Raw genomic sequence first — 19,363 nt, 5'->3', positions numbered from 1 at the left:
GTTGGATGCAGACATATTAGCTCAATATTTCCCAGTTTATATTATTGTTAATGATGCCTCGCATGTTAATTTTTAACATTTCTACCACCTTCTGAAATCTAGTTTTGCCTCAAATTAAACCATTATCCAAACACTATGAGGTCAAAAACTTTTACCCATTATCAGGTAGGAATCCTATTTCTTTTCCTATTCTTTGGGTTCAAAACCCAAACTTATTCGCAGGCGACCAATGCTTCCATTTCCGGACAGGTAAAGGATGAAAACGGGGAGCCACTCATTGGAGCTGCTTTGCTCATCAAAAACGAGCTTACTGGCTTTACGGCTTCTGCCATCACTAACCTTACAGGTAACTACACGGTAAACCAGCTTCCTTTAGCCAACGATTACTCGGTAACCTGTACGTATATGGGCTATGGCACGAAGGTATTTACTGGATATGCGGTCAGCCAAGGAGATCGTATCAAACTGGACATCGTTCTCAGCGAGGAAGCTCAATCCCTCAGTGAAGTAAGCGTAGTTGCCAATTCTCTATCCAACAGCATTGATCGCTTCGGTAGCTCTACTGCCGTCACTGCGAAAGATATGGCGACCCTTCCTGTTAATGGCAGAAACTTCAACAGCTTGGTTGACCTTTCTCCAGTTTCTAATGGCAGCAACCTCCTCGGCCAGCTTTATTCTTCTACCAACTATACGATAGATGGTATGACGAATAGAAGCCCACTTTCCAGCGGATCGACCAACAGAGGTCCTTTTTCCATCTCTATGGAAGCTATCCGGGAATTTGAGGTGTCTACCAACGACTACGACGTGACTAACGGTAGAAGTGGCGGCGGAATTATCAGCGCAGTAACTAAAACGGGAACTAACACGGTACATGGATCTGCCTTCCTATTCAACAGAGCAGATTGGCTGAGCAGCAAGTATGACACCCGAGGCAATGTGCGGGAAGATGAGTTTGCCATACAGCAATATGGATTTACCCTGGGAGGTCCGATTATCAAGGACAAGCTTCATTTTTTCCTTGCCTATGATGGGCAGCGCGATGCGAGACCACTTTATATCGCTGACATCAGAACACCGGAAGATGAGAACAGATACAACCTTTCTCAAGAGTCTCTAGACCGATATTTACAAATTGCAAGAAATGAATATGGAGTAGCAGAAAGCCCTCAGACAGGTAGTTTTGATAAGAAAAGGTACTCACATACCGCCTTTGCTAGAATTGACTATCAGATTAACAAGTCCAACTTGTTGACGATCCGAAACAACTTTTCCCGTGATCTAAATAGCCAAGGCGTATCTGACAACAGTTCAATTAACCTCTACGAAGTCTATGGCGACCACCTTTCTACTGCCAATAGCTTGATGGCATCTCTACGAACTGAGATCAGCAATAAGCTAACCAACGAACTGAAGCTCCAATACCTATACACACTTGATGACGGAAGTCCAAACGCGCAACTTCCAAGCAGTAATATCCCAAGAGCGATCGTTCAACGGGTGGAGTCTGAGGTAGATGGAAGAAATGTAAATACCACCATCCAACTGGGTGGGCAGCGCTACCTTCCAGAAAGATTCGAGTCCAATGTGTATCAACTGGTCAACAACCTATAATATACCAAAGGCAGAACAGATTTCACTTTTGGGATAGACTTCTTGCTGAACAACCTTAATTCACTAGCAACTAGTGAGTTCAATGGCCGATTCTATTTCACAGGATTGGACAACTTTGAAAACCTGCAACCTTACCGATACGCCAGAGAAGTCGCTACAGAAGATCCTACAGTAGAGCAAAGCATCTTTGGAGGAGGAATCTATGCACAGGCTGAGACAGATTTAGGAAGAGGAATGAATTTGGTACTTGGCCTGAGAGGAGATTACACAGGTTACCAAAACAGCCCTACTTTCAATCAGACTGTATTCGACGAGTTAGGCTTGAGAACTGATGTAAAAACAGGCGGGTTTCAGGTACAGCCAAGAGTTCAATTCACCTGGGATATCAATGAAAAGCAACAGGACATCCTGAGAATTGGCGGTGGTATTTTTGGATCTGCACTGAACAACTATTCAGATGTAAACAACCTACAATTTGACGGCACCAAGATTTTCGCAGTAGATATCACGGGTGAAAATGTACCAATGCCTGATTTCGTTTCCTACAGAAATGACCCTACCACTGCTCCAGGTGTAGATTTATTGAATCAACCGGGTATCACCCCAGTGACAACCATCAACATGAACAGCGAAGATTTGAAAGTTCCCACTGTTTATAAAGGTAATGTGATGTACAACCGAATTTTCAACAATCGCTTAAGACTTGGCGTCAACTTCATCGCATCAATCGCCAGAAACAACTACATGTATGTAGACAGAAACATGGTGGATCAACCTTACTTCACCTTGGATGAAGAAGGTGGAAGAGGTGTCTATGTACCGGCATCAACGATCAGTACTTCCAATGGAAATGCAGATTGGACCCAAGGAAGAAAAACAGATCAAATCGGTAGAGTACTAGAGCTAAACAGTGAAGGAAGAAACAATACCTACACCTTGGTGATCGATGGAACCTATCGCTACTTCAAAGACGGACAAATCACCGCTAGCTACACTTGGAATGACAGCAAAGACAACACTTCTTACAATGGTAATGTCGCTAACAGTGCAACCCTATTTCAGATGGTAGTGGATGATCCTAGAGATCTTTCTAACATGAGCTATTCCAACGGTCAATACAGAACCAAAGTAGTTCTTTATGGTACTTTACCAACTTGGAAAGGCATCTCTGTAGGCGTGAGATACTCCGGAATTGGTGGTACTCGCTACTCCCTTCGAGTAAACGGTAACGTCAATGGTGACTTTGTGAACTCCAACGATCTTGCCTTTGTATTCGATCCAGCTACCCCAGGTTTGTCTGAAACTATCGCAGCAGGCATGAACGATATACTGGCTAATCCAGACAACCTAGCATCTGATTACATCAGAGAAAGCCTAGGAAAAGTAGCTGTGAGAAATGGTGGAGAAAATGGGTATTTCGGCAACTGGGACATTCGGGCAGCAAAGAAAATCTACTTCAGTGGTGAAAAGAAATCAGGAATTGAACTGGGGCTGGATATTTTCAACGTAGCCAACTTACTCAACAAAGACTGGGGAACGTCCAAGAACTTAGGCAATCAAAACCTCTTAACTATCCGGAATTTTGATCCTGTGAAAGAAGCTTACGTCTATGAAGTAAATCCAAACGTTGGAGTTACCACGCCTGGTGGTACACCTTACCAAATGCAGATTTCAGGCAAAATCTTTTTCTAAATAAAAAATAAGTCCGCTGTCATCCGACAGCGGGCTTTTTCAAACCACACGAATAAACATGTATCCTACCTTTTTATCAAAAAAGATAAATCTCCTTATCCTTTTATCAATAGCATTAGGCAACCACTTTGTGCTAGCGCAAAACGCAAAACCGGCTGAACATGTGGTGTTGATTTCCATTGATGGCTTTCGCCCAAATTTCTATCTAGAGGAAAAATGGCCCGCTCCAAACTTGCAAACCATGGCAAAGGAAGGAGCTCGATCTTTGGGCGTAACTGGAGTTTTTCCTTCCGTCACTTATCCATCGCACACTACCGTAATCACAGGAACCATGCCTGACAAGCATGGGATTTATTACAATGCGCCTTTCGAGCCTGAGGGGCAAACCGGCAGATGGTATTGGGAAAATGAGCTGATTCAAGTTCCTACCCTGTGGGAAGCGGTAAGAAATGACGGGATGACCAGCGCCAGTTTTCTTTGGCCAGTATCTGTCAATGCTCCTATTGATTACAATCTCCCTGAATTTTGGAGTCTGGAAGGCTATGGGAGAATAGAGCCCATGAGAGAGATGGAAACTCCTAAGGGATTATTGGCAGAAATGGAACTCAACGTACTCGGGAAGCTAAATGAAAAGACGTTCAACGGCGACTACCTAAACCGGGAAGATAGAATCGGCGATATGGCTGGCTACATTCTAGAAACTTACAAGCCAAACTTCATCACTCTTCATCTCATAGCGACAGATCACTTCCAGCATAGCGAAGGAAGAGATGGCCCGATGGTACATAAATCCATCGCCGCTACCGATAGAGCTATCGGCAAAATCATGGAAGCCGCGGAGCGGGCTGGCGTATTGGACAAAACCACCTTTATCATCACCGGAGATCATGGATTTGTAAACATTCACAGCGCGCTTAGTCCTAACATTTGGCTTGTAGAGGCTGGTTTAATGGAAAATAAAGACGACCGCGGTAATTGGAAAGCGGCATTCCATACCAGCGGAGCTTCAGCTTTTCTACATCTAAAAGATAAGAATGACACCCAGACAGCCGCTCAGGTAAAGAAAATCCTCGCTGATTTGCCAGAAAACATCAAAAAGCTATTCAGAGTGGTGAATAGAGAAGAATTGGACGAAGTCGGCGCAGATCCAAATGCCGTATTGGCACTTGCTCCCATTCAGGGCATCTCCTTTTCCAGCTCTACAGATGGAGACACACTGAAGCCAGCCAAAGGTGGAACACATGGCTATTTCCCGGACTTTGATGAGATCGAGACAGGTTTTATCGCTTGGGGCGCAGGAATTCGTGAGAATGTTGAGATTCAGGAAATGGGCTTAGTAGATGTGGCATCCGTAGTGAAATACCTATTAGACTTATCCATTGAGCTACCTGAGAGCACATTATACCCGGGAATAAAGAAATAACAGAAACCAAAAGCCGGAGAGAAATTTATGTTTTTCTCCGGTTTTTACTTCAGGAGAGCATGAAGTACATAAACTTCATATTGAAGTAACTATGTGCTAACAGTAGTCAGGTAATTTTGAGAAGATAATCTTCCGAAATATGGCAATACCTGTACGACCAAATAATGAAACTTATAAAGGTTTCAATTTTTTCGACCACATCTCCTCCCAGCAGTCTAGCCAATCCTTTGGTATGGTTAGAGAGATTGTGGTAAAAAAGAACGACTATATCTACACCCCTTCTTCGGATCATACCTATATGTATGAAATAGTAGAAGGCGCAGTGAAGTTGGGTAGCTACACAGAAGATGGTGAGGAATTTATCTTTGATGTGCTGTTTAAAACCGATTTTTTTGGGGATTTAAAATACTTGAACAACCAGTTTTTTGAGTATTCAAAAGCATTGATAGATACACGTTTGCGTGTTTACAACCGCGATTTTTTCAAAAAAATGGTGATTTTGAACCCAGAAGTTTCCGAGTGGTTCATCTCCTACCTAGTTAAGCGCTGGTGCAGTGCTGAAAAAAAGCTTAAAAAGCTACATGAGAAAAAAGCAAAAGAAAAACTTACGTTTCTCAATTCCTATTTTGATATCAAGGTCTCAGATGCAGAAGGGTTTGAGTTTGCCTTGATCGATCTTCTTACCCAAAAGGACCTTGGCGATTTGATCGGTATTACTAGACAAACCGTGGCTAATTCGACTAGGACCAAAGCCCTTTAGACTAAGACTTCGCGTTTTTTATTAAAGAGGAAAAACATCAAACCTGCAGCTTCTGGCTATAACCCATCATCTTTTAACACAAAAAGCCCCGAAGGGCTTTCTAATCAAGATTCCTCAGACTCCGGCTACTTGACAGAAACATAGTCCGGGAGGCTTTTACCGTACTAATCTGGTTCTTTCAGTTTGGAGTCATTGAATATGATGTAAGTTCCGTCTTCATATATTAAGGTACAGTTTTGAAGATCTACCATTTTGAAACTTACTTCCACGATGTCACTTTTTGGACTTGTGTTCCATTAGCCTGTCAGAAATGACACACAAAATCAAGCCGCCACCTGAGCTACGCTTTCCCAAGTCAAATCTCCAGCATATTTATGAGAGATTTTACCCCCATCATTCATGACCATCAGATAGATCCAGCCATTGTCAACTAAATCTCTCACGCCTTTATGCTTTTTCAGGATGGAATTTATAGCCTCAATCGGTGCTTCTATGATGACATTGAGTTTTTCAGGTTGATGCTGGTAGTTCTCTCCGTCGTGAACTGCCTGCATTGGTAAGCCTACCCTGAGATCGCCGGAATAACCTTCAAGTACCCCCAAGCCAGCCGTAACGTTGTGTAAAGTTTTATTTCCAGAACCAAAAGTCTTGTTATCAACCGTTGAGCCGTAATACTGAAGATTGATCCAGCTTGTGACTACCATAGGAGCAGTCATGATCAATTCAAGAACAGAAAACCCTGAATCCTTTTCCCATTCATAGGAGTGCAAAAATGACTTGCCCTCCATATCCATCCCTTTTGTTCTTTCACGAGGAGCAACCACGAAGGCAGAGCATCCGGCAAGCCCCCATTCCGGGCGGGTCTGTGACCAATCTTTACTCCTTGTGATTATCATCTTTTCTATAGCCGAAGAACTACTAGCCGTCATACGAAGAGACCGTTCAGTTCTTGCGGCATGACCTGCTGAAACCAAGGATTTTTGAAGAGATTGCAACTCTTCTTTTCTATCATTTGGCACATCATATTCATTGAATATCCTTACTTCATCGGTAGTAGTATCATGAAGACAGGCCAAGAAGATTGTATTTACCGGAATGAAGATGTTCTCTGATTGCAAAGCTGTTCTAACCACCCTATTGTTTAATACTGCAGCTGCTACGCGGGCATTTGCCTCTCCTGAGTGACCTCCGCAAGCACCGCAGTCATAGCCGGTGGCATGTGGATTATTTACTGTGGTAGATCCATGCCCGACGATTAGAACAAACCTCCCAAAATCATCAGTCAGAGACATTGCCTTAAGTGCATTCTTGGCCATTTGGATTTGTTGATCAAGCGGAATCCCTGTCGTTTCGCCTAGATGATGATTTCTTCCCAGGCTGATAGTTCTATTTTTGAAATCCTTGTTTGACATTCCCTCCTGGTCTGGATGTGGTACGGGGCGCGTTAAGCCAAATGAATCTGTGAAAATTTTAGGGAGGTATGAAAGCCCCATTGGACTGACAAAACTGAAGCATGTTACAGCTCCTGATTTAAAGGATTTCCAAACCTGTTGAACCTGTCGATTCTGCAGTCTTCCAGAAAGAGCTCGTTGATACGCCTTCGGGTCAGATAGCTCTTCAAGGATTGTAGGACCAGTTTTCAGCAGTACAGGACACTGAGCTTCTCCTTCATTATGTCCTATTGGAACATATTTTATTGGAAAAGCGAAGAACCCAGCAAATCCAAGTGTTTCTATTTCGTGATCAACTAATTCGAGATTTCTTCGAAACACTTCGGATCGTACATCGATGCAGAATATTGCCTGTGCTTTAGCCTGCTCTGATTCTTGACTCTTTGATGGCTCAGCCAGTTCGAATTTCTCGATAATTTTTCTTTGCGCTGCCAAATCAAAAGCCTCCTGTAGAATCAGGTTATGTGCTAAATGTTGATTCAATTCCGGCTGATTATTTAGCAGAGAAAATGTACCTTTTGCATCATCCCATTTTATATATAATTCTTCTTCGTTCAAGCTTTCGAGCAGACAGGCCTCCCAACAAATGAGCAGGGCTAAAAACTCGATAACTTTTCCGTCTTTTCCTCCATACAGCTCAGAATCCCAATCCACTCGAGCCGCATAAGCAGCCCATCCACCTACTTTTAGGAGCAGGCGGTGAAAATAAAGTGAAGCTTGCTCAGGAGAAACCCCTAGTATATCCAAGGCTACTTTTGTGGCTTTAATCGGATCATCTGGTAATGACTTCACTAGTTTTCTAAATCCCTTCAACCCAATCAATTCTGGAGTGCGGTCAATTTGGGCCTCAGTTTTCCAAGAATAAAACAAATCCTGCTTTTGATCAGAAGCCACCCAAATTGCTTGCCCCTTATCAAAATAAGATGCAGCCCATTGAGAGACTCTGCCGATGAGAAATCTTTCCCAGTCTTTTTTAGTCACTTCAGTAGCCAGATCTGCTACTGTAGCAATCGTTTTAGTTACCTCCTTTGACTCATTCTTCTTTTTGAGAATCTTGATAAATTTATCCGTAGATATCCTTGCTCCGCCTTTGCTAAGAGCCTGTTCAATGTCTCGCTCTATTATTTCTCCTGCATTTAGTTTGTCCAGGTAAAATGATGCCGGTAATGTCATTTGAACTGCACCTGCCGTAGCTAATTCCTGAGCCACATTGCTGAATTTTTTGCTAGTAAAGCCCAAGTAAGGATTCACAGCTACGAAGTTTTCCAAAGGCCAAACTGGAGCTATTTTCTTACTTGCTTCTCGCATAGTATTGAGTAATACTTCTTGATTCATTTCTAGGTTTTCAAATAAGTTATATTCAGATTCAATATCTTTAATCATTTGATTATCATTATTTTAGATAAATATATAAGTAGCACTAGTTTACAATTCTAAGCAGGTTGTTTTTCAGGGCTATAGACTCTCATATTCTTTTGCTCGCTCAATTCCGCAGTTAAAACAGACTTGATTTCATACTTATGAGAGTAAAGAGCTCTGACCATTCTATCAAAAATTGCATTTGCATAAAGCCCATTTTTCAAATGAATAGCCATTGCCTGGTAAGATGGTTTGGCTGACAGGTTTGGGGCGATTATTTGCAGGAAAACTGTCACTCCAAAGGCAAGAAGTAGGATGGAAATAAGTATGATTTCCAACAAGTTTGGTATTGCTAATTCAGGTATTTGTGAAGAAAGCAGAAAGTGGGATCCAGACTCCAGTGTAAAGAAAGCCGCTGTAACTAACACAGATAGAAGACTCGCTTGACTCATTAGCTTCAAGCTCCCATTGGAGTCAATCGCTGTGGTAAATAAGCGTGAAAGCCCCATTATAATCACTGCACCAAGTGCAAGTAGGGCTAATTCCTTTTGGGGATCAATTCCCCAGGCTAAGGCAAATGCGGCATAAAGTCCCAATGCTAAGAGAATCCCCAAGGCAATTCTAAATGGGCTGCCGATTCTAGTTGATGAAGTGACTTTTGAAGCTCTGATAACCTCAATCACACTTCCTGAAGAAAGGAAAGAATGCGCCTTGTAAAATGAGTGAGCAACCAAGTGCAGCATCGCTGCAGGATAAAGCCCGAGGCCACAAGTCATTAAGCTGAACCCCATATGCGCAACGCTAGAGTATCCCAAGGCTGTTTTTACAGATGTTTGTGTGAGAAAAACAACTGAAGCAAAAAGAGCCGTGAATCCTCCGACAGAAATCAGAATCAAGGGAGCATAAGTGCTAGCTTCCAACACAAATGCCATACGTACAATTAGGAATGGACCTGCATTCAGCAAGCCTGCGTGAAGAAGTGCAGAAACCGGTGTGGGAGTTTCCATCACTTCAACCAACCAGCCATGTGTAGGGAATTGCGCAGATTTCAAAAGTGCAGCCAAAACCAGCAGTACTGCAACTGCCTCTAAGGCTAGCAAAGAGCTACCGGAAGCCAAATTTGCCTGTATCTCCTGAAAGATCACTTCCAGATTTCCTGTATTAAACTGAATATACAGAAGTGTAAACGCTGCTAGCAAGCAAGCATCTCCAATTCTGGCTACAATGTACTTTTTCCGCGCAGCGATGATTGCTCCAGGTCTGTCCTTGTAGAAAACAAGCAATCTATGTAGTGACATGCTGGTAAGCACCCACGAAACAAATAATAAGGCAAGATTTCCTGATATAACTAGAAGCTGAACTGAAGCGATTGTCGCAGCAAGTCTTCCAATAAATGCTCCATGATGCGCATCACCATCCAAGTAATTCATGCTGAACCGGACCACTACGAAACCTATGAGTGCTATCATAGCCAGCATCAAAATACTTAAAGCATCTAATCTTACACTCAACCCTAGTTGATCAATTCCGATCAGCGGGGACTCTAAAGCCCCATAATTGGCCACAAAAAAACCGCTTAAAGCGGCAATTAGAATGCTAACTACAGTGGAGGCTGTTGCCACTTTTTTTACAAGTGACGGGTGTATACCATTCTGAAACCACGATGTAACTGCCGTTAGTACGAATACCAGAGGGGACAATAAAACTGCAAAAGCGAGAAAACTTTGATTCATAGTCAAATGAGATTTATATGATTTCAATCGTAACCACTGATTCTATTTTCAAGGTTTTGCCTTGGGACTTCGCAGATTTTATCACCTCATTTAATTCTACATTGCTTTGTTTCAACTCCACTATTCGCGCTTCAGAAACCTGATCAATCTCGCCAAATCTCACTTTATTACTGAAGCTTCTCATTCCATGAAAGTTGATTTTTTCGGAGAATAAATGGTTAATAATTTCCATTGCATCTTCTGGCGAAAATTCACCCTTAATAAGATCCTGCTGATTCGTGTCAGTTAGAGTTTTTTGTTTTAGTTGAGCTGTGTTCATTAGTTTGTATTTTAGTTTGTGAAGCAAAGTTTAAAAATGTCATTCATAAATTTTTATTTATATTTGTTATGTAATACATAAGTAATTTTTATGAACTATACCATACACCAGCTTCAGATATTTCTTAAGGTGGTCCAGACAAAGAGCATCACAAAGGCTTCAGAAGAACTTTTTATGACTCAACCGGCTGTTTCTATCCAATTAAAAAACTTACAAGATCAGTTTGAAATCCCACTTACCGAGGTCATAAGCAGGCAATTACATGTAACAGATTTTGGCCATGAAATTGCCATACTTGCAGAGCGTGTGGTCCAAGAATTAGAAAATATCAACTATAAAACGCAAGCTTATCAAGGAATCCTGAGCGGTAAACTCCGAATATCAGCAGCCTCTACCGGCAAATATGTGATCCCTTATTTTTTGTCAGGATTTATGGAAAAAAATACGGGTATTGACTTGGTACTGGACGTTACCAATAAAAGCCGGGTCGTTGAAAGCCTTAAAAACAATGAGATTGATTTCGCACTAGTCTCGGTGATTCCTGAAAAGCTAAGTATTGAAGAGGAATTATTGATTGAAAACAAACTTTACTTGGTAGGAAACCGACCTGTCAGAGATGAAAATAAACCACTGATATACAGAGAACAAGGTTCTGCAACACGACTTGCCATGGAAAAATACTTTGAATCTCATCGTGTAAATCAAAGAAAACGGATGGAACTCACATCAAATGAAGCTGTAAAGCAAGCCGTGATAGCAGGACTCGGGTATTCCATTATGCCCCTGATAGGAATTCAAAATGAACTTATTAACAAACAATTATTTATTCTAACTCAAGAAGACCTACCATTAAAAACAGAATGGCGTTTGATTTGGCTGAAAGGAAAAAAAATGTCTCCTGTGAGCCTTGCTTTTCTCGATTTTATACAATCAGAAAAACAGGAAATCCTTAATCAAAATTTCAATTGGTATCTGGAATATTGAAATAACATTTTTGCTGCCACAGTCTTACTTATGCCTTTGGGAAATAGAATGCTCCTTCCTTTAGCCTCAACCTCATTTGTTCTGAAAACTCACTTTTTCAAATTATATTGACCCCAGTTAATCAATCAAACCTATTTATGAACAACCTAGTAAAATTAATTCCTGCTTATTGTGCGCTTTTTGCGATAGCATCTTGCGGCAAACCCAGCGAAACTACCGATGTCACTTCAGAAATTGAAGTAAGTGATACTACCTCAAAGTATCTTTCCCAACCCTTAATTTCTGATCACTACACAGCAGATCCTTCTGCTCATGTTTTTGATGGGAAAATTTACATTTATCCGTCCCATGATGTAGAGTCAGATGTTCCTGAGGATGATCTGGGTGCGCATTTCAATATGATGGATTACCATGTGTATTCCATGGATTCTCCATCAGGAGCAATTACTGATCACGGAAAAGTACTAGGAGCTGAGGACGTGCCTTGGGCAAAAAGACAACTTTGGGCGCCAGATGCAGCAGAAAAAGATGGTAAATACTACCTCTATTTTCCTGCAAAAGATGATAAAGATATTTTCAAAATCGGGGTAGCTGTCGGCGATTCACCTATCGGCCCGTTCACTGCTCAGCCTGAGCCGATCAAAGGAAGTTACAGCATTGACCCTTCGGTATTCGAGGATTCAGACGGATCATACTATATGTATTTCGGGGGTATTTGGGGCGGTCAATTGCAAAAGTATAGAAACAACAAATTTGAAGATAAAGGTGCGGCGCCTACCGATGGGCTTCCTGCTGACGATGAACCGGCTTTAGGTCCAATCATTGCAAAAATGAGTGATGACATGCTTCAGTTTGCAGAAACTCCAAAGGAAATCAAGATTTTGGACGAAAATGGCGCTCCTATTTTAAATGGAGATAACGACAGAAGATTTTTCGAAGCGGCTTGGATTCATAAGTACATGGATAAGTATTATTTATCTTATTCTACAGGTGACACGCACTTTATTGCTTATGCAATTGCAGATAATCCATATGGACCATTTACCTACCAAGGTGTAGTTCTAAACCCTGTGGAAGGTTGGACCAATCACCATTCCATTGTTGAAGTTGATGGCAACTGGTTTATTTACTATCACGATACCCAACTTTCCGGTAAAACTCACCTACGAAATATTAAAGTTGCCCCATTGAAACACCTAGAAGATGGAAGTATTCAGACGATCAATCCTTTGAATTGATTAGCCTAAAACAACTATCAAACCCTTCATCCTAAGAAAAAGGAGTCACCAAAAATGACTCCTTTTATTTTTTGGTCAGTACCAGTACTTTGTTCTTACAAACCAATTAAAACATTAATGAGAAAAACTACTGCACTTTTAACTGCATTTCTCTTGACACTAAGTGTGGCAAGTTTTGCACAGAAAAAGAATAAGAAAAATGCGAAAGATGAGCCGGTAGCTCAAAGTCAGCCAGCCAAACCGACTGAAAAAAGCCCATTCAAAAAGTATAGCGAAATCGTCACAGATGAAGCCGTTTCAGATGAAGGACTGTTTACTGTTCATAAGGTGGGAGACAAAAGCTACTACGAAGTCCCATTTGAGCTTTTGGAAAAAGACATGCTTTTAGTAAGTCGAATTTCAAAAATCGCTGATGGTCTAGGTGGTGGGTATACTACCGCTGGTTCTAAGTCAAATGAACAAGTGATTCACTGGTCGAGAATGCAAAACAGTATCCTACTTCGCTCCATCTCTTTTGACAATGTGGCTGCGGATTCCCTTCCAATCTTTTTGTCTGTAGAGGCCAACAATTACAATCCTATTTTGGCTTCATTTAAAATCGAAGCCTTTAATTCGGACTCAACTGCCGCCTTAATCGAAGTAACTGATCTATTCCTTTCTGATATTCCTGCTTTAAGCGGTCTTTCATCTTCCATGAGAAGGGAATATCAGGTGAGAAATCTTGATAAAGAAAGAAGTTTCATAACCCGCATGGCAAGCTATCCTGAAAACGTAGAGGTAAGACATGACATGACTTACAATGCCACTTCTCCCCCTTCCAATTCAAGGTCTGGCACCATTTCCATGGAAATGAGCCAGTCAATGTATTTACTTCCAGAGAAACCTATGCAGCCTAGATTACATGATCCGCGGGTGGGCTGGTTTACCGTTCGTCAGATTGACTACGGCTCGGAGGCATTGAAATCAGATCAAAAAACCTACATCAGAAGATGGAGGCTGGAGCCAAAAGATCCGGAAGCTTATGCTAGAGGAGAGCTGGTAGAACCTGTAAAGCCGATTGTCTATTATCTTGATCCTGCAACTCCAGCCAAGTGGAGAAAATATTTCCGTCAAGGAATTGAAGACTGGCAGGTAGCTTTCGAAGCTGCTGGATACAAAAATGCGATAATAGCCAAAGATGCTCCGACTGCCGAAGAAGACCCAGATTGGAGTGCCGAAGATGCGAGATATTCTACCGTGCGCTACGTTGCTACGACCACGCGAAATGCCATGGGCCCAAGTGTATCTGATCCTCGCTCTGGTGAAATCATAGAAAGTGATATCGTATGGTTTCACAACCACCTCCGTTCTTACAGAAATCGGTACATGCTAGAAACTGGTGCTGCCAACCCATCTGCAAGAACTTTGAACACACCTGATGAGGAAATCGGTGAAATGATGCGAAGAGTGATTTCTCATGAAATCGGTCACGCACTTGGATTGCCACACAACATGAAAGCGTCCTATGCCTACCCTACTGATTCTTTACGTTCGGCTACTTTCACCCAGAAATGGGGCTTGGCAACTACCATCATGGATTACACTCGGTATAACTATGTTGCGCAGCCAGGTGACGAGGGAGTGCGCTGGGTGAGAATGCTCGGCCCATATGACAACTATGCAATCAACTGGGGCTATAGATACATCCCGAATGCTGATTCTCCAGAAGCTGAAAAGCCTATTTTGAATAGCTGGATCAGGGAAAAAGCTGGAGATCCTGTTTATTTATTTGGACGTGGAAATTCTTTTGACCCAAGTGACCAAACCGAATCTGTAGGCGATGATCCAGTTAAGGCAAGCACTTATGGGTTGGCAAACTTGAAAATCGTTGCTCCGAATCTTGCAAAGTGGACAGCTACTGCCGGCGAAGGTTATGATGATCTAGAAGAGTTGTATGGAGAATTGATCGGAGTTTGGAGCCGTTTTGCAAATCATGTAGTGACCAATATTGGTGGAGTTTATCAGGAATTAAAAACCACCGATCAAAGTGGTTTTGTTTACACTCCTACCCCTAAAGCTGAGCAGGTGAATGCAATGAAGTTTTTGAACGATCATGTTTTCACGACTCCTGACTGGCTTCTTCAAAAGGAAATATTGAATAACATCGAAGCTAGTGGTGCTGTTGCAGGAATTGGAAGCATGCAATCAAGGTTGCTAAGTAGCGTGCTAAGAATGGATAGATTGGAGCGATTGATTGAAAATGAAGCATTGAATGGCTCTTCTGTCTACACGATGACTCAGATGCTGGCTGATTTGAGAAAAGGCATCTGGTCAGAGCTTTCTGGATCTCGGGACATTGATACTTTCCGCCGAAACCTTCAAAGAGCTCATGTAGAGCTACTCGCTTCTTTAATGACTCAGGATGAGAATAACAGGTCCGATGTCAGTGCTGCTGTTCGAGCAGAATTAAAGACCATCCAAACAACTGCCAGATCCGCAAGCACTAGATACAGTGCAGGTATAGTTCAAAATCACCTTCGCGATATTGATGCCCTGGTGAATTCAATACTTGATGTTGAATAAACTTACTTGTCATTGCCTTTCTCAGGAAGGGCAATGACATTTTTTTTATCTTTTCCTGAATAGAATCTTCGCATTCTTAACTTACTTTTGAGCTCAAAGAGTCTATTTTATCTGAATCAGCATTTACTCAGCTGATTATTTCTACCTCAAAATTTTTTATTGCTTGAGGATATTATTTAAGAATATTTAAATCCCTTTTATGAAAATATCAAGATTTATTTGAAGGATTTATTTTCCTGCGAAAATTATCAAGGAGTTTATAATCAACTAATTATAGAAAAATGTAAATTTTCATATACCAAAACTCATTTTTAATATGAAAAAGATTTTTAAAGTACTAGGTTACCTACTTGGAGTCCTTGTTATTCTGATTATTTGTGGAGTAGCATTCGTGAATTTCACCTTTCCTAAGGTCAGTCCTGCCCAAGACCTAACCATTGACCACAGTCCCGACCGAGTAGCTAGAGGAGCCTATCTCGCCAACCATGTAACGGTCTGTGTAGATTGCCATTCCGCACGGGACTTCTCTCAATTATCTGGACCGATTCAGCCGGGAACACTGGGTTCAGGTGGGGATAGATTTGACCAAAGCATGGGCTTCCCAGGTGTCTTTTATGCAAAAAACATTACGCCTTTCGGGATTGCGGACTACACAGATGGGGAATTATACCGCCTTATTACCACTGGGGTGACTAATGAGGGCAGAGCCATGTTCCCACTTATGCCTTATCAGTTTTACAGCAAAATGGATCCTGAAGACATCTATGACATCATCGCTTACATCAGAACTTTAGATCCTATCGAAAATGAAATCCCTGAATCAGAGGCTGATTTTCCCGTTAGCATCATCCTGAAGACCATTCCAAAAGATGCTGATCCTCAACCAAAGCCAGCTAAGACTGATCAAGTAGCCTATGGAAAATACCTAACAAATGCTGCCGCCTGCATGGAGTGTCATAGTCCTGTGGACCCTCAGGGCACTATTTTGGCTGGCTTAGAGTACTCAGGAGGAAGAGAATTTGCTTTCCCTGACGGTTCGTTGGTTAGATCTGCAAATTTAACCCAAGATCAACAAAGCGGTATTGGAACCTGGTCTGAGGAAATGTTTGTGGGAAAATTCAAGCAATACTTAGACTCAGGATATCAGCTCCCTAAAGTACAGCCTGGAGAATTCAATACCATTATGCCATGGGTAATGTATGCTGGAATGGAGGAATCCGATCTCAAAGCGATTTACTCCTACTTAAGAACAATTGAGGCAATCCCAAATCAAGTGGTCAAGTTCACTCCTCCGGGTACTTCCTCTGAGTAAGTACATTTTCCAAATAATTAAAACCTACCTCCACGCCAATCGTATTGGAGGTAGGTTTTTCTTTTACAAATGGAATCCCGACCTTTGTTCACGTAATGAAAGCAATCATCTCATCCTTAATGCTCCTATTTTTCCTGACCGGTCAAATCAACCTGACTTTGGCGGCGCATTACTGTGGAGATGAGTTAAAAAGTGCGGAAGTTTCTATCGCACCTGAAAAGACGGATTGCTGTGGAGTTGATTTAAGCTCTATTCCTGATCCAGATTGCTGTTCGGATGAATACACATCTTCGGATTCTGATGACTATTTTGGAAAGGCTCAGTTTGAAGTTCAGATTTCCCCAGAGTTTGTACTGGCTTATTTTCTTACTATCCCAGTCCTCCAATCTGTGGACATACAGATTACCAATTCCGAATATCTTTTCCCAGATCGGCCTATTCCCGATCTCACTATTCTTCACCAATCCTTCCTGATTTAAGAAAAGCTTGATTTTTAGTCGCCTGAGGCGAAATGTAAATCTGTTTACACACAAGCAATTCTTCATGTTACGAATACTTCTATTTATAGGGTGCTTAGCGGCCCCCACGCTTTTATTTGCGCAAGCTAGCATAAAAGGAAAAGTACAATCTGAGTCAAATGAAACTCTCGTTGGCGCTAGTATTAACATACTCGGCAAGACGCAAGGTGCGATCACCAATCTGGACGGGCTATTTGAGTTGGAAAATGTGCTCGAAAATGACCGTCTAGTCGTATCCTATTTAGGCTATGAAGCAGATACTTTGGCACCGGTATTTGACCAAACTATGCTGATTACACTTCAGGAAAGTGGTGAAGCGCTAGAAGGTGTCACCATCAAGGCACGGTCTGAGTCTGTGGTGGACGAGGCTCCTTTTCTCAATATTCTAATAACCGAAAACGAACTACAAAAGGCTGCTTGTTGTAATTTATCGGAAAGTTTTGAGACGAATGCCTCCGTGGATGTCTCCTACCCGGATGCTGTCACCGGCACCAAAATGATCCAAATGATGGGGCTGGATGGTCGATATGTGCTGATCAGCAGAGAAGGAATCCCGAATATCCGCGGCCTCAATTCCCGGCAAGGAATGATGTTCGTCCCAGGGACTTGGATTCAGTCTATCGATGTCGGGAAGGGTGCTGGTTCTGTGATCAATGGCTACGAATCCATGACCGGCCAGATCAACGTGGATCTTTTCAAACCGGAATCCATGGATGCCTGGTACCTGAATGGCTACCTCAATTCTTTTGGAAGAATGGAAATCAACGCAAACCATCAGATCCCAATCTCTGAAAAATGGAGCTCAGGCGTACTTTTTCACGCAAGTAATCTCAGCTCAGAAATCGATGGAAATGACGATGAATTTATGGATCTTCCTAAAGCCCGTCAGCTAAATTTCCTCAACCGATACAAGTATGAGGGAGATCAATTCATGTCTCAAATCGGTGTAAATCTATTCATGTCTGACAATGCTGGTGGGCAGAAAGGCTTTGACTTCAACAGTGATCTGAGCACAAGTAGCGTATATGGCTACGAGATGGATACCAGAAAAGCAGAAGTTTTCGGTAAACTCGGCATGATCTATCCTGATAAACCTACCCAAAGCTGGGGCTTTCAATATTCCCTTTCCTATCAAGACTTCAATGGTGGCGCCGGAAGAAGAATCTATCAAGGGATAGAGAAAACAGCCTACGGAAATTTCATCTATCAGAATATTCTGGGGTCAAGCTTTCACCAATATAAAACTGGAGCAAGTTTTCTTTATGATGATTTCGAAGAGACATTTGATTCAAATACTCCGACCGGACTTGATACAGCGATGTACAGAACAGAAAAAGTCCCTGGGCTTTTCTTCGAATATAACTTCATCCCAAACGAGCGCATCACTTTAGTAGCAGGAGCCAGAACGGATTTTCACAATCTTTTCGGGACTTACTTCACACCTAGAGTGCATGCTAGATGGGAATTTATCCCTAGTTGGACCCTTAGAGGTTCCGTGGGAAAAGGCTATAGAACCCCGAATGCCTTGATGGAAAACAGTTCCGTTTGGATATCAGCGAGAGAGCTGGTCTTCAATGCCGAACTGAAACCCGAGGAAACCTGGAATACAGGAGTTAGCATTGCTGGAAGCTTACTGGTAGATGATCGACCTTTGAGTATAGTGGCAGACTATTTCTACACAGACTTCATCAATCAACTCGTATATGACCGGGATGTAAGTTCTGAGCAGCTTGTAATCAACAATCTTCATAAAGGTTCGTACGCCAACAGTTTCCAAATCGAAGCTAGCTACCCTATCACAGAAAGGCTGGATGCAAAAGCTGCCTACAAGCACTACCAAATGATGATGACAACGAATGGAATTCTCCAGCAGATGCCGCTTACCAGTCGTGACCGTGTGTTCGCAAATTTAGCCTATGCTACCAAATACGACAAATGGAAAGTTGACATGACACTCAACTGGAACGGTCCTATGCGAATTCCTAATACCAGCGAAAGTCCGGTTGAATTTCAGCAACCAAGTGAGTCCCCGGATTTCTTTATGCTAAATGCGCAGGTTAGTCGAGGTTTTCGCTGGGGAAGCATCTATTTGGGCGGCGAAAACATCTTAAACTTCAAACAATCAAATCCAATTATTGATCCTGAAAATCCTTTTGGTCAGAATTTTGACGCCTCTATGACATGGGGACCGATCGCTGGACGAGTGATTTACACAGGAATCAGATATAAAATCAAATGATAATTAGCAATTATGCCAGTAACTATTTCCGCTTTGTTTTACAGGACGGAATACGGAAGAAGGGTGACCGATGTAGCCTTAACGAGTAAGACACCCAAATCCTACAATACACTCATCTTCATTCTGGCAAAGGCGGAAAAACATAAAAATTAAAAAACT

The 19,363-nt window shown here is 42.0% G+C and carries 12 protein-coding genes and 1 pseudogene; 10 read left to right on the top strand and 3 right to left on the bottom strand.

The window, feature by feature from the left end:
- The first annotated feature begins 135 nt into the window (after positions 1–135).
- The 4 genes and pseudogenes from LV83_RS21620 (at position 136) to LV83_RS11960 (ending at position 5,489) form a co-directional block, all read left to right on the top strand.
- A complete protein-coding gene (locus LV83_RS21620) occupies positions 136–1,614 on the top strand; it encodes a TonB-dependent receptor (RefSeq protein ID WP_245947043.1) in 1,479 nt (492 codons plus the stop codon).
- A 12-nt stretch (positions 1,615–1,626) separates the two neighbouring features.
- A pseudogene (locus LV83_RS21615) lies at positions 1,627–3,306 on the top strand (TonB-dependent receptor); the annotation flags it as partial.
- Positions 3,307–3,436: 130 nt separating this feature from the next.
- Complete coding sequence (locus LV83_RS11965) at positions 3,437–4,729, top strand: alkaline phosphatase family protein (protein WP_317046674.1); 1,293 nt, start codon at positions 3,437–3,439, stop codon at positions 4,727–4,729.
- A gap of 139 nt (positions 4,730–4,868) precedes the next feature.
- A complete protein-coding gene (locus LV83_RS11960) occupies positions 4,869–5,489 on the top strand; it encodes a Crp/Fnr family transcriptional regulator (protein WP_111611766.1) in 621 nt (206 codons plus the stop codon).
- A 323-nt stretch (positions 5,490–5,812) separates the two neighbouring features.
- Here LV83_RS11960 and LV83_RS11955 read toward each other — a convergent pair whose 3' ends face one another.
- From LV83_RS11955 to LV83_RS11945, 3 genes are read right to left on the bottom strand one after another with little or no spacing between them, the layout of a single operon-like run.
- Positions 5,813–8,323: a YbcC family protein gene (locus LV83_RS11955; protein ID WP_111611765.1), complete on the bottom strand. Its 2,511-nt coding sequence runs from the start codon at positions 8,321–8,323 to the stop codon at positions 5,813–5,815.
- 50 nt (positions 8,324–8,373) lie between these two features.
- Positions 8,374–10,032: a proton-conducting transporter transmembrane domain-containing protein gene (locus LV83_RS11950; RefSeq protein ID WP_111611764.1), complete on the bottom strand. Its 1,659-nt coding sequence runs from the start codon at positions 10,030–10,032 to the stop codon at positions 8,374–8,376.
- Between the two features lie 13 nt (positions 10,033–10,045).
- A complete protein-coding gene (locus tag LV83_RS11945; protein ID WP_111611763.1) occupies positions 10,046–10,351 on the bottom strand; it encodes a hypothetical protein in 306 nt (101 codons plus the stop codon).
- A 90-nt stretch (positions 10,352–10,441) separates the two neighbouring features.
- Here LV83_RS11945 and LV83_RS11940 point away from each other — a divergent pair, with 90 nt between their 5' ends.
- The 6 genes from LV83_RS11940 (at position 10,442) to LV83_RS11915 (ending at position 19,204) form a co-directional block, all read left to right on the top strand.
- Positions 10,442–11,335, top strand: coding sequence for a LysR family transcriptional regulator (locus LV83_RS11940; RefSeq protein WP_111611762.1), 894 nt, complete (start codon positions 10,442–10,444; stop codon positions 11,333–11,335).
- A gap of 137 nt (positions 11,336–11,472) precedes the next feature.
- Positions 11,473–12,573: a glycoside hydrolase family 43 protein gene (locus tag LV83_RS11935; protein ID WP_111611761.1), complete on the top strand. Its 1,101-nt coding sequence runs from the start codon at positions 11,473–11,475 to the stop codon at positions 12,571–12,573.
- A 117-nt stretch (positions 12,574–12,690) separates the two neighbouring features.
- On the top strand, positions 12,691–15,135 hold the full coding sequence (locus tag LV83_RS11930) for a zinc-dependent metalloprotease (protein WP_111611760.1): 2,445 nt from the start codon (positions 12,691–12,693) through the stop codon (positions 15,133–15,135).
- 316 nt (positions 15,136–15,451) lie between these two features.
- Positions 15,452–16,447, top strand: a complete 996-nt coding sequence (locus LV83_RS11925; RefSeq protein WP_111611759.1) for a c-type cytochrome — start codon at positions 15,452–15,454, stop codon at positions 16,445–16,447.
- A 95-nt stretch (positions 16,448–16,542) separates the two neighbouring features.
- Complete coding sequence (locus LV83_RS11920) at positions 16,543–16,926, top strand: HYC_CC_PP family protein (protein WP_449353831.1); 384 nt, start codon at positions 16,543–16,545, stop codon at positions 16,924–16,926.
- Between the two features lie 64 nt (positions 16,927–16,990).
- On the top strand, positions 16,991–19,204 hold the full coding sequence (locus tag LV83_RS11915; RefSeq protein ID WP_111611757.1) for a TonB-dependent receptor: 2,214 nt from the start codon (positions 16,991–16,993) through the stop codon (positions 19,202–19,204).
- Positions 19,205–19,363 lie beyond the last annotated feature (159 nt).

Source organism: Algoriphagus yeomjeoni (assembly GCF_003259505.1).
Lineage (GTDB): Bacteria > Bacteroidota > Bacteroidia > Cytophagales > Cyclobacteriaceae > Algoriphagus > Algoriphagus yeomjeoni.
Note: the sequence above shows the minus strand (reverse complement) of the source record. Positions and strands in the feature narration are given on the sequence as shown.

What these genes read in the sequence shown, in the direction of transcription:
- LV83_RS21620 (WP_245947043.1), top strand. Translation starts at nt 136, where the DNA reads ATGAGGTCAAAAACTTTTACCCATTATCAGGTAGGAATCCTATTTCTT.
- LV83_RS11960 (WP_111611766.1), top strand. Translation starts at nt 4,869, where the DNA reads ATGGCAATACCTGTACGACCAAATAATGAAACTTATAAAGGTTTCAAT.
- LV83_RS11955 (WP_111611765.1), bottom strand. Translation starts at nt 8,323, where the DNA reads ATGATTAAAGATATTGAATCTGAATATAACTTATTTGAAAACCTAGAA.
- LV83_RS11950 (WP_111611764.1), bottom strand. Translation starts at nt 10,032, where the DNA reads ATGAATCAAAGTTTTCTCGCTTTTGCAGTTTTATTGTCCCCTCTGGTA.
- LV83_RS11945 (WP_111611763.1), bottom strand. Translation starts at nt 10,351, where the DNA reads ATGAACACAGCTCAACTAAAACAAAAAACTCTAACTGACACGAATCAG.
- LV83_RS11940 (WP_111611762.1), top strand. Translation starts at nt 10,442, where the DNA reads ATGAACTATACCATACACCAGCTTCAGATATTTCTTAAGGTGGTCCAG.
- LV83_RS11935 (WP_111611761.1), top strand. Translation starts at nt 11,473, where the DNA reads ATGAACAACCTAGTAAAATTAATTCCTGCTTATTGTGCGCTTTTTGCG.
- LV83_RS11930 (WP_111611760.1), top strand. Translation starts at nt 12,691, where the DNA reads ATGAGAAAAACTACTGCACTTTTAACTGCATTTCTCTTGACACTAAGT.
- LV83_RS11925 (WP_111611759.1), top strand. Translation starts at nt 15,452, where the DNA reads ATGAAAAAGATTTTTAAAGTACTAGGTTACCTACTTGGAGTCCTTGTT.
- LV83_RS11920 (WP_449353831.1), top strand. Translation starts at nt 16,543, where the DNA reads ATGAAAGCAATCATCTCATCCTTAATGCTCCTATTTTTCCTGACCGGT.
- LV83_RS11915 (WP_111611757.1), top strand. Translation starts at nt 16,991, where the DNA reads ATGTTACGAATACTTCTATTTATAGGGTGCTTAGCGGCCCCCACGCTT.